General features: G+C 44.0%; 14 protein-coding genes and 3 pseudogenes. All 17 read right to left on the bottom strand.

All coding sequences use genetic code 11. The features are described from left to right. Window positions 1-107: 107 nt before the first annotated feature. The 17 genes and pseudogenes from KQI39_RS15405 to KQI39_RS15485 all read right to left on the bottom strand — a co-directional run bounded on the left by KQI39_RS15405 (window position 108) and on the right by KQI39_RS15485 (window position 18031). Window positions 108-1166 carry an ArdC family protein gene (locus KQI39_RS15405; RefSeq protein WP_216419412.1) on the bottom strand — a complete coding sequence of 353 codons (1059 nt, stop codon included), beginning with the start codon at window positions 1164-1166 and terminating at the stop codon, window positions 108-110. Window positions 1167-1182: 16 nt separating this feature from the next. Continuing rightward, on the bottom strand, window positions 1183-1404 hold the full coding sequence (locus KQI39_RS15410; protein WP_253293215.1) for a transposon-transfer assisting family protein: 222 nt from the start codon (window positions 1402-1404) through the stop codon (window positions 1183-1185). Beyond that, window positions 1401-1985 (bottom strand): YodL domain-containing protein, encoded by a 585-nt coding sequence (locus tag KQI39_RS15415; RefSeq protein ID WP_216419449.1) that lies wholly within the window; start codon window positions 1983-1985, stop codon window positions 1401-1403. The genes KQI39_RS15410 and KQI39_RS15415 overlap by 4 nt, the downstream gene beginning before the upstream one ends. Next, window positions 1978-2298: an immunoglobulin gene (locus KQI39_RS15420; protein ID WP_216419414.1), complete on the bottom strand. Its 321-nt coding sequence runs from the start codon at window positions 2296-2298 to the stop codon at window positions 1978-1980. Before KQI39_RS15420 ends, KQI39_RS15415 begins: the two co-directional genes overlap by 8 nt. Before the next feature lie 13 nt (window positions 2299-2311). Further along, window positions 2312-4402 (bottom strand): type IA DNA topoisomerase, encoded by a 2091-nt coding sequence (locus tag KQI39_RS15425; protein ID WP_216419451.1) that lies wholly within the window; start codon window positions 4400-4402, stop codon window positions 2312-2314. Between the two features lie 51 nt (window positions 4403-4453). Beyond that, complete coding sequence (locus tag KQI39_RS15430; RefSeq protein WP_216419416.1) at window positions 4454-5158, bottom strand: CHC2 zinc finger domain-containing protein; 705 nt, start codon at window positions 5156-5158, stop codon at window positions 4454-4456. A 56-nt stretch (window positions 5159-5214) separates the two neighbouring features. Then, the gene (locus KQI39_RS15435; protein ID WP_330654085.1) at window positions 5215-5910 is read right to left on the bottom strand and encodes a JAB domain-containing protein; all 696 of its coding nucleotides are present in this window, start codon (window positions 5908-5910) and stop codon (window positions 5215-5217) included. Then, complete coding sequence (locus KQI39_RS15440) at window positions 5888-6034, bottom strand: hypothetical protein (protein ID WP_216419421.1); 147 nt, start codon at window positions 6032-6034, stop codon at window positions 5888-5890. Before KQI39_RS15440 ends, KQI39_RS15435 begins: the two co-directional genes overlap by 23 nt. Before the next feature lie 92 nt (window positions 6035-6126). Then, the gene (locus KQI39_RS15445; RefSeq protein ID WP_216419423.1) at window positions 6127-7293 is read right to left on the bottom strand and encodes a CD1107 family mobile element protein; all 1167 of its coding nucleotides are present in this window, start codon (window positions 7291-7293) and stop codon (window positions 6127-6129) included. Continuing rightward, window positions 7283-7540, bottom strand: coding sequence for a DUF4315 family protein (locus KQI39_RS15450; protein ID WP_216419425.1), 258 nt, complete (start codon window positions 7538-7540; stop codon window positions 7283-7285). Before KQI39_RS15450 ends, KQI39_RS15445 begins: the two co-directional genes overlap by 11 nt. Window positions 7541-7589: 49 nt before the next feature. Continuing rightward, window positions 7590-9653: a C40 family peptidase gene (locus KQI39_RS15455; RefSeq protein WP_216419427.1), complete on the bottom strand. Its 2064-nt coding sequence runs from the start codon at window positions 9651-9653 to the stop codon at window positions 7590-7592. Then, window positions 9654-9890, bottom strand: a pseudogene (locus KQI39_RS15460) (conjugal transfer protein TraE); the annotation flags it as partial. Between the two features lie 161 nt (window positions 9891-10051). Next, window positions 10052-11929 carry a group II intron reverse transcriptase/maturase gene (gene ltrA / locus KQI39_RS15465; protein WP_442860765.1) on the bottom strand — a complete coding sequence of 626 codons (1878 nt, stop codon included), beginning with the start codon at window positions 11927-11929 and terminating at the stop codon, window positions 10052-10054. 753 nt (window positions 11930-12682) lie between these two features. After that, a pseudogene (locus KQI39_RS17965) lies at window positions 12683-12832 on the bottom strand (VirB4-like conjugal transfer ATPase, CD1110 family); the annotation flags it as partial. 94 nt (window positions 12833-12926) lie between these two features. After that, window positions 12927-14855 carry a group II intron reverse transcriptase/maturase gene (gene ltrA / locus KQI39_RS15475; RefSeq protein WP_253293218.1) on the bottom strand — a complete coding sequence of 643 codons (1929 nt, stop codon included), beginning with the start codon at window positions 14853-14855 and terminating at the stop codon, window positions 12927-12929. Window positions 14856-15597: 742 nt separating this feature from the next. After that, window positions 15598-17607 (bottom strand): annotated as a pseudogene (locus tag KQI39_RS15480) (VirB4-like conjugal transfer ATPase, CD1110 family); the annotation flags it as partial. 10 nt (window positions 17608-17617) lie between these two features. Then, the gene (locus tag KQI39_RS15485) at window positions 17618-18031 is read right to left on the bottom strand and encodes a PrgI family protein (RefSeq protein WP_216419434.1); all 414 of its coding nucleotides are present in this window, start codon (window positions 18029-18031) and stop codon (window positions 17618-17620) included. Between the last annotated feature and the right edge of the window lies 1 nt (window position 18032).

Genomic DNA, 18032 nt, shown 5'->3' on the forward strand with positions numbered 1-18032 from the left:
AACGAATCAATATCTTTCAAAAGAACGATATTTTCACCAAGGGGGACGTCTACCCTTTTTTAGCCAGAAAATAAGAGCAATTTTTTTCATTTAACTATTGACATTTATTAGCTGGACTTTGCTTTTGTTTTTTTCTTACCCGGTGATTTGGATTTCTGTTCTGTCTTCTCTGCTTTTTCATGCAGATCCGCCAGTACAGAACCCTTTCCATCTTTCTCAGTCTTTTCTGCAGTCTGCGCTCTCTCTTCCACCTGCAGCTGGCCATCAATTGAAGAAATCATTTCCGATGCCGCTGTACGGATCCTGTTCAGGGAAGCTTTCAATTCCGGAGTCTCCTTGCCGTGAGACCATCCTGCGATATAAGCAAAACTGTAATCAGAGGTCTCAATACCATAATGCTGGCAAACCGTATAAGCAACGGACTCAGCCCCAACCTCTTTGTGATTTCTGGTAAGCTTATCCTCTTCCGATACGGTCTTTGCTTCCTGCGGAGTAATAGAATGCAGCTTTTGATGTGCCATTTCATGAATCGCAGTCTTTATAGTCTGAACCTGACTCATGCCTTCCTGCAGTGCAATACGATTTTCTACTGTGTGGAAGTATCCTTTAGCACCGCCTTCGATCTGTTCAAATCCAATCGGGACAGGACATGTTTTCTTCAATGCTTCCATAAAAGCATCAAACTGCTGAACATCTCCAGTCAGTTCATTTACCCCCAGAGTAGGGAGTTCCCGGCCCTCGGTCTGACTAACATCAAACACATTAACAACCTTGAATGCAGGCATCAGTACTTCCTGGATTTCTTTCTTGATACTGCCATCCGGATTCTTCAGAATTTCTCCGGTATGCGGATCCGTCTGTTCTACTTCCATTTTCTTTTTATACGGAGTAGGCGCCAGAATGTGAATTGCCTTTTCTCCCTTCAAGACCTGACGACCGAACTGCTTCTGCCACGCAGAGTACCCGGCGACAAGAGTTGCATCCGGTTTCTGCATTGCGATCAGAATCGTATTATTCAGACTATAATCGTGAAATCTGCTCATTGTTGTAAGCCACTGCTTATACTGATCCGATTCAAACAGATTTTTGATGCCAGCCTCCAACTGGTCAGTAATTTCTTTTACCTTGTCATACTGAGAAGGATAGTTTTTCTGTTTTTCTGCCATGTAGATTCCTTTCTGCTCATTCTCCGATATCAAAATCAGGAATCAGCTGTAATTCTTCATATTCTTCATCCGTAATCTGACCGAGTTTTTCCAGAGCTCCTTTTGTCCACTTACGAAGATTTCGGTCTCTTCCGGTGAGTGCCTGCTGCATGGTGGTCAGCTCCCGGATCAATCCTTCTTTTGTTCCAGGATTATAAATCATCATCAACATAAGCTCATCTTCTGTAAAACCGATCATACAAGCTCCCTTTCGTCTTTCTTAGCAGGAAGTGGAGCCGGTGTTTCCGCCGCCTTTTCTTTTAGCTGTTCCAAAACTGATCTTTTTTCATCTCTGGGACCGTTATTGATAATGCCATCCAGCATTCCATAATCATCTTCCATTGACATCTCTGCCGCTTTCAGATAATTCTCAGGCTTAATAAACTCCGGCAGTTCCTTAAATCCAAAGGAATCTACATAATGTGAGGATACCACCCCATTTACACGGAGCGCCACGATGTCACTGACGGACAAGCTGTGTCCGCGAAAATCGGAAGGATGATCGATGTTGAATTTCTCATACAGACCTTCCAAAAGTTGTGTCTGGTTGCGGTATGCAGGAAGTGCTGCCGCATAAACTACTTCATAGTGATCGATGTCCGGTTCTTTTCCGTTACGCTGCAGATAGGAATAAGACATAAACTGTTCGTCTCTGGTGTCTTCTCCACGTCTGAGTTGCAGGATCGCATAAGAATCTGTTGCACTTTCAAGAAATGCTGTCATCTTTTCTTCCGGTGTCGTGTTTCCATTCACTTCGTCCCACTTCTGAATCTTATTCATTGCCATTATTCTTTACCTCCGTTTCCTGATTTGAAAATGGCAGGCCGTTGACCTTCGCGTCTTCGACCTGCTGTTTTCTACGTTTTTCACTGTAAGGCGGGCGGATGCCAATACATCTTTTGGGAAGGGAATACGTGACTGCATGTCCCGGTCCTTTCCTCTGAAGAATAAACTGTTCTGGATATTGCCTAGACAACGCCTCCAGCTTGCGTCTTAGTCTGGCATCATGTGTATAAATACTGGCAGTTTGCAGTTCATTATCAAAATTGATCACTGTTTCCTGCTCAGCGAGTGTCAGCTTATACCTCTTCATAAACCGCCTCCTGTTAATTTTTCTTTTTATCTGTGCTCTGATCAAAGCGAAGTTCAAATACCGGCTTACCTGCTTCATCCGTATTCATCACTACTGTCGCATCATATTTTCTTCCGGTTCTTGCTGATTTGCAGCCAATGAGTCTTGTCTTTCCTTTCTTGACCAGCTCCTCAGCAAGCTTAGGCGTCAGCTGTTTACCCAGCTTTTTGAAATAGTTGTTATCCTTCCATAAAGAAAACTGGCAGCTCTGATTACTGCAAAACCATCCTTTTTGCCTTTCAATGACCTCATTTCCACAGACAGGACAATTACCGAGGACAGTTCCTTTTGCCGGAAGCAGGATTTCTGCACCCTTTACCATCTCGTAGTTCTTAACGAGTCCTGAGATCATACCAGTAATATCCTTCATAAAAGACTCCCCATCATATAAGCCTCGTTCCACCTGCAAAAGCTTTTCTTCCCACTCTGCTGTCATTGATGCCGACTGAATCTGTTCCGGAATCACAGTTACAAGTGCATTGCCCTTGTGGGTAGATACCAGATATTTGTTTTTCTTATCGCCCTGGCGTTCTACATACCCCTTCTGAACAAGTTTTTCGATAATGCCTGCTCGTGTTGCCGGTGTTCCGATACCCTGACGCTCAGCTTCATCCGGTACATCACCAGCAGTTTCCATACTGGAAAGCAGGGTATCTTCGGTAAAATGCTTTGGCGGGCTCGTTTTTCCTTCTTTGATCACAACATCCGCAAGCTTTTTCTGTGAATGCTCCAGAAGGGCAGGGAAGACCGTACTCTCTTCTTTCTCTGCTGTCGCATCTTTTTGGGGCTTGCTATCATATACCTTCCATCCCTCCGAAAGGATCTGTTTTCCTTTTGTGGTAAATTCCTGACCTCCACAAATCAGAATGACCTTTGTTTCCAGATAGCGAAATGGATCTGATACAGCACAAAGAAGCCTTCTTGCAATCAACAGTAGAATTTCCCTTTCGCCTGAAGGAAGCTCCGCAAGATTGCATCCAGCTGCAGTTTGTGTAGGGATAATCGCATGATGATCGGAAACCTTTTTTCCATCGATTACCTGCGAACTGTGCACAGAAACCGGAATCTTTTTCTGGATATCGAAAGCACTTTGAATCGAAGATACCAGTTCAGGAATCATCTGTTCCATATCCTCCGTCAGATATCTGCTGTCGGTTCTTGGATAGGTCACAAGCTTTTTCTCATAAAGACTCTGTGTGTAATCCAAGGTCTGCTGTGCCGTATAGGCAAGTCTTCTGTTTGCATCTCGCTGTAGAGATGTCAGATCATATAACATTGGGCATTTCTCAGTTTTCTCTTTCTGCTCCACCTCCTGAATTGTCATAATCCCCTCGTTCCTGCAGCTGTGGGCTAATTTCTCTGCATCTGCCTTTTCTTTAAATCTTGTACTTGTTGCTTTCAAATCTTCTGCACAGATCTGCACCGTATAAAAAGGCTCCTCACGGAATCCCTGAATAGAAGCATCACGCATTACAACCATGGCAAGCGTAGGCGTCATTACACGACCTACATTTAATGTCTGCCCATAAAGGCACGAAAAAAGCCGGGTTGCATTCATGCCAACAATCCAGTCAGCACGTTCCCTGCATAACGCTGCTTCATATAAGGCATCATATTCCTTTCCAGATTTCAGATGAGCAAAGCCATCACGAATAGCTGTATCCTCCATACTGGAAATCCATAAGCGACTAAATGGCTTCTTACATCTGATCTGGTGATACACCAAACGGAAGATCAATTCGCCCTCGCGTCCGCTATCACAGGCATTCACAAGGTCCGAAACATCGGGGCGGTTCATCAGTTCTTTCAGAACGGCATATTGTTTTCTTGTCGAAGCAGATACCTGATACTTCCAATGCTCCGGCAAGATTGGCAGATCATCGTAGCGCCATCTGCTATACTTTTCATCATAAGATTCCGGCATGGCAAGCTCCACGAGATGCCCAACACACCAACTGACAATGTATCCATTGCCTTCCAGATACCCATCCTGGCGCATTCTTACTCCCAGGACGTTTGCAATCGACTGAGCAACGGAGGGCTTTTCCGCAATTACCAGCCGAATTCCCGCATTTGTAATATTCTTATTTCTTTCTTCCACCATATCCTCCCTATCTCAGATTGCTATAGCATCTGTCTTTCTTGCTTTTGGTATCGTCTTTCCTGTACTTTGCTGGTTTATATCTGCATTATGAAGCCTGGCTAATACCGATGATTCTTTTCTTGCTTCCGCATTTCGCTGTTCACAGAACTGCTCCGTCTTTGAAAAAGCCTGAAATAACTGAGTTCTTCCATCCCGATCAGCTTCCAGAAATGAATCCATAATATATTCCAGCTGCGGAATATACTTCAAGGCTTCTATAAAACGCTCATCCCATGCTTCATCCACTGTCTTAGGCTTATACTGTTCTTTCCAGTCCTTGAGACGATGGTAATGATCTGAAATCTCTCTGTAGAAATGGTGTTCCTTCTCCCGATAGATCTGCTCCGGTGATTTTGGTCTTGGCTTTGGCTGTACCATTTTCCCTTTTTCATCCCGCTCCGGCTTCCACTTTTCATAAGCAACACCAAAGTCTTCAGCCAGCTTTTTCGCAGCATCATAGCGGGACAGATCAAAATATCTGGCCGCAAACTGAATCACATCGCCATCCTCGCCACATCCAAAACAGTGAAATCGTTTTTCATCCACCTTCATGCTAGGATTTTTATCTCCATGAAATGGGCAACAGCACATGCCATTATGCCGTACAGCAATTCCATAGGATTCTACAACCTGCTTGGTATTCAATTCTGCCTTGACTGCATCAAACACATTCATCATTTTCTCCTCTCTTTCCAGCAAAAAACCTGATGAAAAGCTCTCTACAGTCCATCAGGTTATAATTCCTTGTTATGATTTTTGTTTTTCTCTTGTCGCGCCGTTCCAGGCATTTCCTTCGACTCTGCTTTGATTTTACTTGCTGTTCTGGCAAATTGGAGTTTCTCCATAACAGAACCAGCCTTTGAAAGATCCCAACCCGGTTCAGCAACCTTCTGACCTGTAAAATCGATCCTGCTAACATCATCTGCGCATTCCAGACGTGCTATTGGAAGAACACCTTTCTCACGGAATGAATAAAACTGCTCCTGAGGTGCCAGAATGATATGATCAAGCACCTCTATCCCCATAAGGTTATAGAGCTGCATCAAACGGTCTGTTACCACGACATCTTCTCTGGATGGTTCTAATTTTCCAGAAGGATGATTGTGAACGAGTAAAACAGCAGATGCATTTTGAAGAATCGAGCTTTTCAGCACTTCTCTCGGATGAACCAGAGATTCATTCAATGTGCCTATGCTGCAGATATTCAGCGATATCGGATAAAGCCCTGCCAATTTCAGGTCACTTTTCAGATTGATCACCGCAAAACATTCCCGATCAAGATCAGCGAATATTTCATCATGAAGCAGTTTGGCAACTGCCTCTGGTGTGTTCAAGGGTACATCCGAAATTAAAGGTCCCATCGCTTCTTTCACCACACGGATACCAACCCGGTCAAGCTGATACAGATTATTTTTTTCCAGAATCTTCACCCCCAATCATGATCTCAAGAATCACACCGTCCTCCAATGATTGAAGTCGTTCCCGGATAGATGTGGTATCTAAACCCACGTCCTGTTCATATATTTTTGTGGCTGTCGAACTGTTTTCACACATAGATTCGCACTCCTTCCTGCAAAAGAGAGTGACTGATTGTTATCAAACCAGCCACTCCCGCTAAAAGAATTCACTTACTATTCCGAAGATAATTAGTTTTCATCATCCTCGAAATCTTCACTCATCTCTGCCTCATCAGACGTATCATCGTCAGGAATAATATATTCCTCCTCATCCTCGTCTTCATAATCGGCATCCGGATCCGGTCTGGCAGCTACTTTTTCCTGTTTCTTCTTATTCAGAGCTGTGTATCCAAATACACCAGCACCGCCAACACCAACGATCGCAAGCAGCATAAGAGGGGCCCAATTTACCTTCTTTTCTGGCTTTTCAACTTCGATTTCCTGTGGATCCTCAGGTTCAGGCTCAGTTACTTCCACAGTTTGCTCTTCTTTCTGGGCATCCATAGCTGCCTGATATTCTGCTACCTGCTCTTCATCCATAAGGGCAAACAGATCTGCTTCATCGACCAGATTCATGAAATGCACATTCTCTTCACCCTTATCATCACGGTCGATTACCATATAAAAATAGTTGCCGCTTTTAGTCACAAGCGTAATAAACTGTTTTCCCGCTTTTGTGCTGCTTCCCACGTCATCAATCAGGGTAAGATTGCCATCGGGAGTAAGTGCCGGAGTGCTGCCTTCACTGAAGTATCCACTGATCAGCTGCCAAAGACTGGTCAGCATATCTGCATCCAGTTCCATAGAAGCGCCACCACTGGTAGTTTCTTCGACTTTCAGGAATTCACCACTTACATAACCAGTTTTTTCAGGAATGGTCACTTCATACCAGCCCCCATCTTCACCAATAACCTTCACCTTTTCGCCAGGTCGAAGCTGATCAATCACCTGATAGTCCAGTCCACCGCCGGTACGGACATTCAGTCTGGAACCTTCCGATACCGTAACCGTGCCGGTCTTAACGGTTTCCCCATCACCGACAGAAACCGTGATCTTATCATTACCAGCAAGGTAGGCCAGGAGCATCTTCTGGATTTCTTTCATGGTTTCGTCATCTAACTGGAAAGATACCTGCTCAGAATCCTTTTCTGCAGTATCTTTGGTTTCACCACCCTTCTGAATTTCCTTATCCTTCTGGGCTTCGGTCTGCGTCTGCTCCGACTCTCTCTGAATCGTGATCGTTTTTTCCTCAGTTGCTTCTGTTTCACCTGTATAGGCAAATGCAGTCGTAGAAAAAACACTGACTCCCATAGCCAGTGCCATTAATGCTGCTGCAAATGTGCGTTTAATCATCATTGCTACTCTCCTCCATATCATTCATATGCTGCAGGTTTTCAGGATTCAGGTTGCCTGCACCCGCAAGACGAATAATCTCTGCCAGCTGTACCGGATTAAGATTTGCTGCTCGAACCATATCGTGAATCTCAGAATTCTCTTCTTCACGATACTTGCGCTCCAGTTCCTTCACCTTACCGTCCCATTCGTCACGTTTTCTGCGAGCCTTTTCAAGCTCGGCTGCGATTCTTTCAAACTTCACACTCATATTTGCTCCTTTCCGGAAGCCCCATAAACGGAGCTTCCATTTTCATTTATCATCGAATTCGACCAAAACAGTAAAAATGCTGCTGCCAGTACGATGTTTCAATCGATGCATAGGAAATAGGGTTTCCACAGTGAAGCATCATCCCGTTACCTACATAGATGCCGACATGGCTGGCCCCAGGTGTGTCATAAGTTCCCTGGAAGAAGATCAGATCTCCCGGCTTTGCCTGACTTCGCTGGATAATATCACAACATCCACGCAAACCTTCTGCAGTCTGTCTTCCAACATTCCATCCATTGCCGCAGTTATTGATAACCCAGGATACAAATCCCGAACAGTCAAAACTGGTGCTTGGCGAGCTGCCGCCCCATACATACGGATAACCAAGATATTTTTCTGCCTCACGGATCATCTTTGCAAATTTCGCATCCGTCAGTGCTTCACCCGGAATATCATAGTGAAGATAATCACTGGTTGGATTGGAGTAGATATCATCCTCAAACAAATACGGCTTATTTCCTTTGGTTTGAAGAAGAAGCTGATATCGTTCTCTTTCTTCTGCAGTCAGATCCATATTGACGATTACACTGGTAAGGGAACGGTTAGTTGCCGTGATATTCAGCACTCTCTGTGTCTGGGTAGTCGTAACTTCAACGGTATTGGAGCCGTTGTCATCTGCCAGATAGCATTCCCACTGCTTGTGTCCATGAAGAGAAGCTGCGATGTGGCTGTCATAATAAACGTCGAACTGTACTCCATAACGAGCAAAGTTACCGGTGTCCTCAACTTTATATTCCACACCATTCATGATAACCTTCGTTCCCATTGGTACGAATGGATTGCTTGCATCTACCGCTAACGTATGATTTGCTGTCGGATATACGCCACTGGCCGTTGGACCACCTGACCACTGACCACAACAAATACGGCAGTTGCAGTATCCACTGGTTGTAACAGTTCCGAGTGATTCACCCACACGAACAGTTCTCGTTTCCGTTACAGTCTCCACTGATACCGAACTGGATAAACTGTACTGTGCCTCAAAGAGCTGCCTCAGCATTCTCTGCACTTCACGTCTGGAATAATCCTCATACAGGACTGTCAACAGGGAAGCAAGTTCCCAGGGATTATGACCAATTTCATCCACATGAAGTTCATAAGAATCGTAATCATCATCCTCCTGCATTTCCCGAATCTGTCTTCGCAGTTCCTCTTCCATAGCCCGATAATCTGCTTCTGCGCCGAGAATATCATCATCTTCGGCGGTATAAGAAGTTCCGATCACTGCGTTTCCGCTTCCTCCTAACATTGCCGTACAGGAAGAAAGCATTCCTGAGATTACTAATAACAGAAGTGCTGCTCCCAGGATCAGAATAATGATATGGGAATGCTCTGTCACAAATTGGAATGCCTTTGCTGTGAAGTCTTCAAACTCCTTTTTGACTCTGGATGTTACTGTGCTTCCGGTACGATAGGCTGCCTGTGCTTCACTCTTTCCGGCTTTCATGGCTGCATATTCTTTTTTGATTTCCTGTTTCTGTCTCCATCTGCTGAAAACATTAGAAGCCGCTTCAGGATTATCCTTCAGCGACTTCTGAAACATTTCTTCTATTTTCGTTTTGTCAGCTTTCTTTTCCAGACGTTCTGCCTTTTTGTACTTATGAAGCTTACGGCTGTACTTTGCATGAGAAGCAGCATGAAGAGATGCCTCACCTGTACTCTCAGCAAATTCTGTGGCCTGAACACCTGTATTATTGTCCTCGTTACTGGCATGTACCAGTTGATGAACCTTTACCGATGCCATATCTGCAGGTGCATGAATTACTTTTCTGCCGGGTTTATCAGGCTTTTTCCCATCCGCAGTCTCAAATTTCAGCTTACCTTTGCGCTTCGCTGCACTTTCAGCTTCCTGCCTGGTTTTTGCAGATTCTTTCTTTTTCTTACTGGCAGCTTCTTTCTGGATCTGTTTTCTCTGTGCTTTCTTGGAAACAGTACTATCGGATGATTTATCCGTCTTCTGCTCCCTTTCTCCACGCAGAGTATTTTCCGCTCCTTCACGCTCCCAACGAAGTTTTGATTCGGAGGGAAGACGTGCTTTTGCTCTCTTATCCATTTACGCCTCCTTTGCTTCCTGCACTTCAGACAACTTTGTTGTCATGATACGGTACAGTTCCAGATCAGTCGGGAAGTGGTCTACGAACGGCAGAATAACATTGCCGTAGAACAGAAGTCCTTCACCTTCTCCTGACTGGGTTACATAGGATAACTGGTGAGGGGAAATATTCAGCTGACTGGCCAGAATCTGTCTGTCACCGGAAGCCTGGTTCAGCATATAAATAAAATCTGAATTTTATAGTGATAGGTAAGCCTCTGATATCATCTCGGGCTTTTCCCCCACTCCACACCGTGCATGCGACTTTCACCGCACACGGCGTTCCATCGGTTAGTATTTTTCATTGTCTAAACAATCAACCTTTGAATAGAATAAAAACTGTAGTAGTTGAAATAAGATTAAATAGGTTGCATGGAAGCCAACTCACGAAGGTGGTTAACCTTTATAAGCTGTTTGCTATCTAGCTGTAGTAAATCCATATATTTGTAAATAGTTTCCGCTTTTGAAGCATGAATGAGTTTATGTACGGAATTCTTTATGAGAATAAGATTCTCATAGGCATCCGTACCGCCTAAATGTCGGGGTAACTTATGATGGCAATGAATTTCCCCAACAGAGGAGAATTCGACACCTGTTATAGCACATTTTCCCCATTGGGCTGAGAAGAGAGATATTCGATTGTCTGCGTATTCCGCACTATTGGAATAGGCTGGTTGACGCATGAGAGCCAACATCATAGGGATGTTGATTCTCAGACAGTTGTGAATACCTTCTCGTCCTTCGGGAGTGTAATAATTCCAGCTCTTCTTACGGAAAAGCGGGTTTTTGTGCTGTGTGTATCCTATTGGATACACGGGCTCATTCGTACCAGCGACATATCGCATCATTTTGGATTTACCAAAACGGGCTTTTTCAAACTCCGTAAGCTCTCGCCCTGTTTTCACAAGGCGGTTGCCTGTGCGAGTGCTAAGCCTGTTTGTCAGCAAGGTCATGACTGTGCGGTTTAGGGAAGCACAATCATGATTAACATGTGTGGCGATACAGTAATAATTCTGCATGCCAGTAACCATACTGTTATAGAGTCTGATTTCCCCCTGTTCGCCATATATTTTGCGAGGGTGAACGATTCTCTTTGCCTGTTCTTTAAGCTTCTCCCTTTTGTGCTCGAGATTTTTATCTGCGATATGAGATATAACCACGAGTTTGTTGCCTTTTCTGTGAACTTTCATTTTGAATCCGAGAAAATCAGAGTAATGATTTCTTACATTGACAATCCTCGTTTTCTTTTCAGAAATTTCCAGTTTGAGCCTTTCTTTCAGCCACAGAGTGACTGCACATTTGGTGCGTTCAGCGGAGTCCTTTGTCCTACAAAAGATTCGAAAATCATCTGCATAGCGAACAATGAACATTTCCTTCAGGTTAGATTTCTTAGCCTGTCGAAAGCCGTTTTCAGGTCTAGCATTCCGTTTGCAAATCGGACACCATTGCCATTGACTTTCTACCCAGTGGTCTAATTCGTTAAGCACGATATTAGCCAGGAGTGGCGATATAATACCTCCCTGTGGGGTTCCTTTGTCGGGTGTGATAAAAGTCCCATCTTCCAGTTTGATTGGTGCTTTGAGAATTCGTCTTATGACAAATATCAGTTGCTTGTCATGAATACCCATAGCCCATATCTGTCGTATCAGCTTGGCATGATTCACGTTATCAAAGAACCCTTTTATATCGAATTCAATGACATAGTGAAGATTGGCATGTTGAAGTAGCTGATAACTTCTTGCTATAGCGTTCTCAACCGAGTGGTTCGGTCTGAATCCATAGCTGTTTTTGCTGAACTTAGCCTCACAAACAGGTTCCAATACCTGTTTGATACATTGTTGAACAAGTCTATCCCATATACACGGAATCCCTAAGGGTCTCGTTTTACTTGGGTCGTATGGTTTTGGTATCTCCTTACGCCTTACAGGTTTTGGGCGATACCCATGTTTACTTCCATTAATAATAAATCTAACTTTTTCAACAACCTCATCGGGGGAACATCTTCCAATGTCCTCGATTGTGAGATTGTCTGTGCCACTTGTTTTACTTCCCGTATTTTTCTTGATATTTCTGTACGCTAGAAGAATGTTTTCCCGTTGAAGAATGACAGACATTAAATCTGTAAAAACTTCTCCGTTCAAACTCGCCTGGTATAGATTATCAATCGTATTCTGCATTCCGTAATACTCATTGTGACGCAGATTATCCTCACAGAGCAGTTGCTTTTTCTTGTTCATGGTCATAAGGCATCACTCTCCTTTCTTGGGAAAGTGTCCCTTTTTGTCATACTCGTAATCCTTATAAGATTGAATGACAACAATTGTTTCTAACCGACTAAAGCCCATTCCTCGAGCCCGCCTTTTTCGTAGGGCTGTCGTAGGTTCGAGCTTCGCTTTTCAGCACAGATTAAGCGGCTTATATGATTCGTCCGCAGATTGCTTATGAGCAACTCTGTACCTTTCCACGTTCCGATAATTCTATCTGTGCATATATCCTTAGGTGTCCGCTATAGTCCTGTCAGCTTGATTGTGCCTGTAACACAATACGGAGTTTCATATTTTCGATTCTTACTACACCGCACTGACCCACAATTAAGTGTCCATACATTTCTATATGGTAAACATCTAGACCCGTACATTCGCGGTTTTCGTCAGTCCGTCGTGGACATTCTCACCATAGATATTTTATAGACTCCCGACGTGTCATCTGCATACAGTACCTCTACCGCACTTTCGACAGCTGTATTTCTACACTGTTTCGGCAGACTTCCGCCGACTTTATCGAGCTCCAGACCCCAACCATTACAGTCGGAGCCGGTCGAAGTATCAGAGAAGGCATTTCAAGGCGTTACCCCATCATTCTACCTTTCGAATTATCAGTTGTTACTTACCTCGTAATAAGGTAAGTCCGACGATTTTAGCATCGCATGGCCATAAGTCCATGAAGTTTTACCCTCATAGAGCGATGTTTGTGCGTCAACGTGTCGCACCAAAAATATTCTGCACTTCTCTACTGGAGAGCAGATCCTTTACGTTCTGAGTGATGCCGGTCGGGATACCACCCCATTTTCTGAATCGCTTCCAGATTTCAACAGAATATGCTGCCGTCTGCTCTTCTTTCAGAAGCAATCTCGATAGGTCAGACGCTTTCACGCCTTTCGCCCCGAGCCACACCGTGCAAGCAACTTTCATTGCACACGGCGTTCCATGGGATAAGTCTTTATTGCTAATACAGTTACTTCAAAGTCTGGTTAATTGTTATAAGGTTAATTGCTTCCAATCCTGCTTTAGCTCTCCATTTGTTGAGCTTTGCAATCTTGGCAGGTGCCCTACAATCGAATAAATCGATGAGGGACTTGATGATTTTCACGTCATTAGAATAGATAAGGCTCTTTATATCTTTGTGTACGATTCTGAGGTTTGCATATTCATCCGTACCACCTTGGCTTGGTGGATTAAGATATATGCATTCCACATCTTCAAACGCAAGAGACACCTTTGAGAGTTCACACTTACCCTTTGATGCCACAAATCTTGATAGGCGGTTGTCACAGAATTCGATACTATGATTCGTGTCGTTATCTCTACTCAACTTCAACAGCGTTTCTCCATATTCAGATTTAGCAAGCATGCGGTGAATACGTTCACGTCCCTGTGGGGTGTAACGATTGGTGTCCACTCGGTAGAACATTGGATTTTGCGTCCTACAGTATGCTACAGGAACGACAATCATACCATTGATATATCTAACCTGTTTGGACTCCCCATATTTCTGATAGAAATATTCGTCCATCGCACCTTTCAATGTCGGCGGTTTTTCCTTGGAGAGGTCAGCCCGACTATTCAGTCTCGTCTTCATGGTTATGTCAATCGACGGGAACAGTCTGTGAACATCTGCATTTATCATAGTAGCCATGTTATAGTACTGATGCATACCAATGACTGCTTGGTTGTATCTGATGAGGTCATCGTGCTGTGATTGTTCACTCTCGTGAGATTTACAGGCCTGCGCCATGGCATTTTTCAGCTTCACTCGTTGAGAATTGATGGCTTTGTCAGTCATATGAGACTTGATAGACCATTTCTTTCCCTTCTTGTAAATTTTAAATTTTATGCCTAAGAAGTCGCTATAGCCTTTGGTAAGATTCGTAATTCGTGACTTATCTGGAGATGTTTCCAGCTTTAGTCTGTCCATTAGCCATTGCTCGACCGCATGCTTTAGCTTGGAAGCATCAGAATACGACCTGCAAAATATCTTAAAATCATCCGCATATCTCACTATGTGGCACTCTTTCAATCGGGACTGTCGCAACTTCTTGTACAGATTCCCTTTATTCGGGGTACCATTTTTATTCATATAAATATCGCTTTTCAGAGGATGCTTTGCAGGCATTTCCTCCCATTGACTGGCTATCCACCAATCAAGCTCATTCAGCACAATATTTGCCAGTAAGGGACTAAGTACACCGCCCTGTGGCGTGCCTTTGTCGGGTACCGTTCTAACCCCATTTTCTTCAATTGGAGCTTTTAGCATTTTTCCAATTAAGGAAATCAGCCTTTTATCACGTATTCCCATCGTCCATATCTGTTTTAGTAGCTTTCCATGATCGACATTATCAAAAAATCCCTTGATATCTACATCAACTACATAGTGGAATCCGTCCATCTGCGCTAGCTTGTAACACACGGCAACGGCATTCTTAGTGCTACGATTCGGTCTGAAACCATAACTGTGCCGATAAAACTTGGCTTCGCATATAGGCTCTATGACCTGCAACACGCTTTGTTGTACAATCCTATCTAATACCGTAGGGATTCCTAATGGTCGCATTTTCCCATTTGGCTTTGGGATATATACCCTTCTCACCGCTTTAGGCTGATAGTTAAGAATTTTGTCCCTAACACATTGAACCAATGCTTCCTCTGACATCTCAGCTAAGTCCTTAAAGGTCTTACCGTCGACACCAGGTGTGCTGCTTCCTTTGTTTGATTTGAGATTACGGTATGCCATTTTGATATTGGCATCTGAACCGATAATACTTATCAGATTCGTGAAAATCTTTTCGCTCGCACTATCCGCATATAATGCGTCCTGTACTTCGACCATGCCGTAGTACTCAGCATATCGGATAGCACTTTTCTTTAACAATTCCTTTCTTTGCATAGTCAACATCACCTCACTCTCGCAAGACTTGTTTCTCTTAGTCATACTCGAACCTATGAATGTTAACTGCATTACTTTATTACACTTGTTTTGTCGACTGGCAGACTGACCAGTCGTCCCACTAGAGGCTGTTGCTCCACTCCCATTACAGAAGCTTCATCGCTCGTGCCTCCGCTCTCACAACGATAAGGGTAAGTTATACAGTGTGTTTTCCTTACCAACAGGTCATAGCATGTGCAACTGCTCGCTGTTCGTTGCTTTCGACGTTCCAATATGATGCAATATACTGTACTTAGGTGCTTCCTTTGAGCCTGCTGATTTCCATTGCCTGTAACAATGCTCCGACTTTCACTTCCACCCAGTTACTTTTCGGTAATCAGCGCCAAACCGTTGGCATACGCTTTTCAACGCATTCGAATTTTAGACTCTTTAAATCGTCAGTTCGTCCCCACTTCCGTGGATACTCACCATATACAGCTTCACTACATAATCACAGGCAACCCACACCTCTGTGAATCTTTCCTCAGCCTTACCTGTTAGGACCTGCTTTTTGCTCTTCACCCTAACTTTTGACAACCCGATAGTTCTTGCACAACTATCACGCTGTAGGGAGTTTGTGTGTGTCCCTTCCGGGCGTTACCCCTTCATTTGAACAACACCATATCAGTTGTATCAGTAGCTTTTCTTTTTACGGACGGCTACTGACCCCGCTGTCTATTCAACAAGCGGAACGTCTCGTCCAATGGAACTCATCCATATAATATCGGGTTGCTTTACCGGCACTACGATTGGCAGTAACACGGCCCCAGACCTGATCCTGAACCACGAGCATTCCAATCTTTTTCAGCTGTTTTCCCAGTTCCTTAATGTCATAGCAGACGAAACGATTGTTAATATCTACATTGGTGCGGTGGTTAAACAGATTCAGGGAACCAGTAACATAGATTTCAAGGGCAGTTGCCACATGTCGTGCTTCCTTTTCCTCCTGTGCCAGAAGTGACTCATACAGATCCTGCAGAATCGGCATATTCTCCGATCTTGGATCTTCAAAGTATTTCTGATAAATCTGATGAACACAACGGTCGATAACCGTCTTTTCAACCGGCTGCAAGCCCTCTTTTCCTCCGACTACCAGCTCACAGAGAGACAGAATAAAATCTGCTTTCAGCGCAATAGGATTATCCTCTTCGGAATAGTTGGCATTGATATCCATTGGATTGATAAACTGAGAGCTGGAAGGACTGATCTTTACCACCTGTCCCTGCAGCTTCTGCACCAGTGCTGTGTACTCTGCTTCGGGATCACATACAATGATATCATCGTCAGATACCAGGAAAGCATTGGTGATTTCTCTCTTTGCAGAGAAAGATTTACCGGAACCAGGAGTACCCAGTATCAGACCATTCGGGTTCTTCAGTTTCTTTCTGTCTACCATGATCAGGTTGTTGGAGAGGGCATTGAGACCGTAATAAATGGCTTCTTTGCCATTCTGGAACAGTTCCTGAGTGGTAAACGGTACAAAAATAGCGGTAGAACTTGTCGTCATACCGCGCTGAATTTCGATCTGGTTCATAGCAAGCGGCAGGCAGGACATAAGCCCCTGCTCCTGCTGATAATCCAGTCTTCTTAAGTTACAGTTGTACTTCTGTGCAATGGAACTTGCCTGAAATACATTGGTTTCTAGTTCCGCTTCCGTCTTTCCGGTGTTCATCACCAGGAAAGTGAGCAGGAACATTCTTTCATTCTGACTCTGTAATTCCTTCAGGAGAGCCTTGGCATCTTTGCCATAGGTAGCAAGGTCGGATGGAATGATATCCATATCATAACCAGCGCGAACTGCTTTTTTCTGCTCCTCTATCTTGGAACGATCAAGTTCCGTAATCGTGTGCTTAATGGTTTTGATTGCCTTATTCTGGTCTACTGACTGAATGTGCATCGTGATAACCTGACTGGATTCCATCTCCAGAAAGTCCTTCAGCATTTGATCACTGAGATCTGACGCTGTAATCTTCAGATAAGACATGGACCCATACAGGCTTCCCATCTGGAACACTCTGCTCTTTGGAAATGCAAAGCAGGTAGGAGCCACAAAATCTTTTACTGACATAACACTTCCAACAAGCCATTTCCAGTCAAAGTGGAACTTATCCTCATCACCCATGTGGAACATGGAATGCATCAGATGCAGTCTTTCCTTACCATTCAGGGTTTTTGCCCTGACTCCCAGCCTACGGAAGTTGTTCAAAAGATCCGTTTCTACATGCTGCAGTCTCGGCTTTGCCAGCTTCATGGAATCTGCTTCGATTCCAAATGTCAGATATTTTGTTTTTGTGAGTCCGTTGTTACCCTGCGCCAGCTGTTTCTTCAACATGGAACTGAACTCACTTCGGATATGATTGAATGCATCCTTACGAAAAGGGATACGGATCATCTTCTCGAAATCCGCTGCATCCGTGGACATATTCATAAAGGACAATTCAAATCGGATCGAACTGTCAAAGAAATTCAGGAAGGAACACCACTCTTCAAAAATGGCTGTCTGATCTTCCTGCATCGCCAACTGATAATTAATGTCCTGAAACTGAATGGTTTTCGTGTAGTAATTGTCTCCTACACGGCAGATCCCATCCGGGAACATGCGATCAAAGGGAATGCTGTCCTGCGCAGAATGCGGTACAGTTCTGTCCCTTCGCGCTTTTTCAACAATTGCCTTAATCTGTTTCTGTTCAGCAGCATTCAGGTTTGACGGCATTCGGATTTCATTATCCTTTTTCTTTCTTCCTGTCAGCCCCTGAAATACGCTTTTCAGCATTGCAAACAATACGCTTTACCTCCTTCTCCGCCTCTGCTTCACGCATCAAGGCAGCATAATAATTGTCCGTCTGGTATGGACGAACCTTCGGTCTGATAAATCTGGACTCAATAAAATGCTTCGCTACCACTTCTAAGGGCTGTCCATCTTTCTCAAACATCGCCAGAAAAAACATGGGCATCATGACCACGATCATTCCCATACATGCGAAGCTGATATTTCCAGTGCCTTTTAAGACAAAGAAAAGAGGCACTCCCACAAGCGCCGCCGCACCAAAGCAGAGTAACTGCCTCTTTGTCAGATTCATGAACACTTTCGTCTTTACCTTGGATAAATCTCTGGGTACAGAAATATATGCAGCCAAA

The sequence above is a fragment of the Blautia sp. MSJ-36 genome, from assembly GCF_018917985.1.
GTDB lineage: Bacteria > Bacillota > Clostridia > Lachnospirales > Lachnospiraceae > Blautia_A.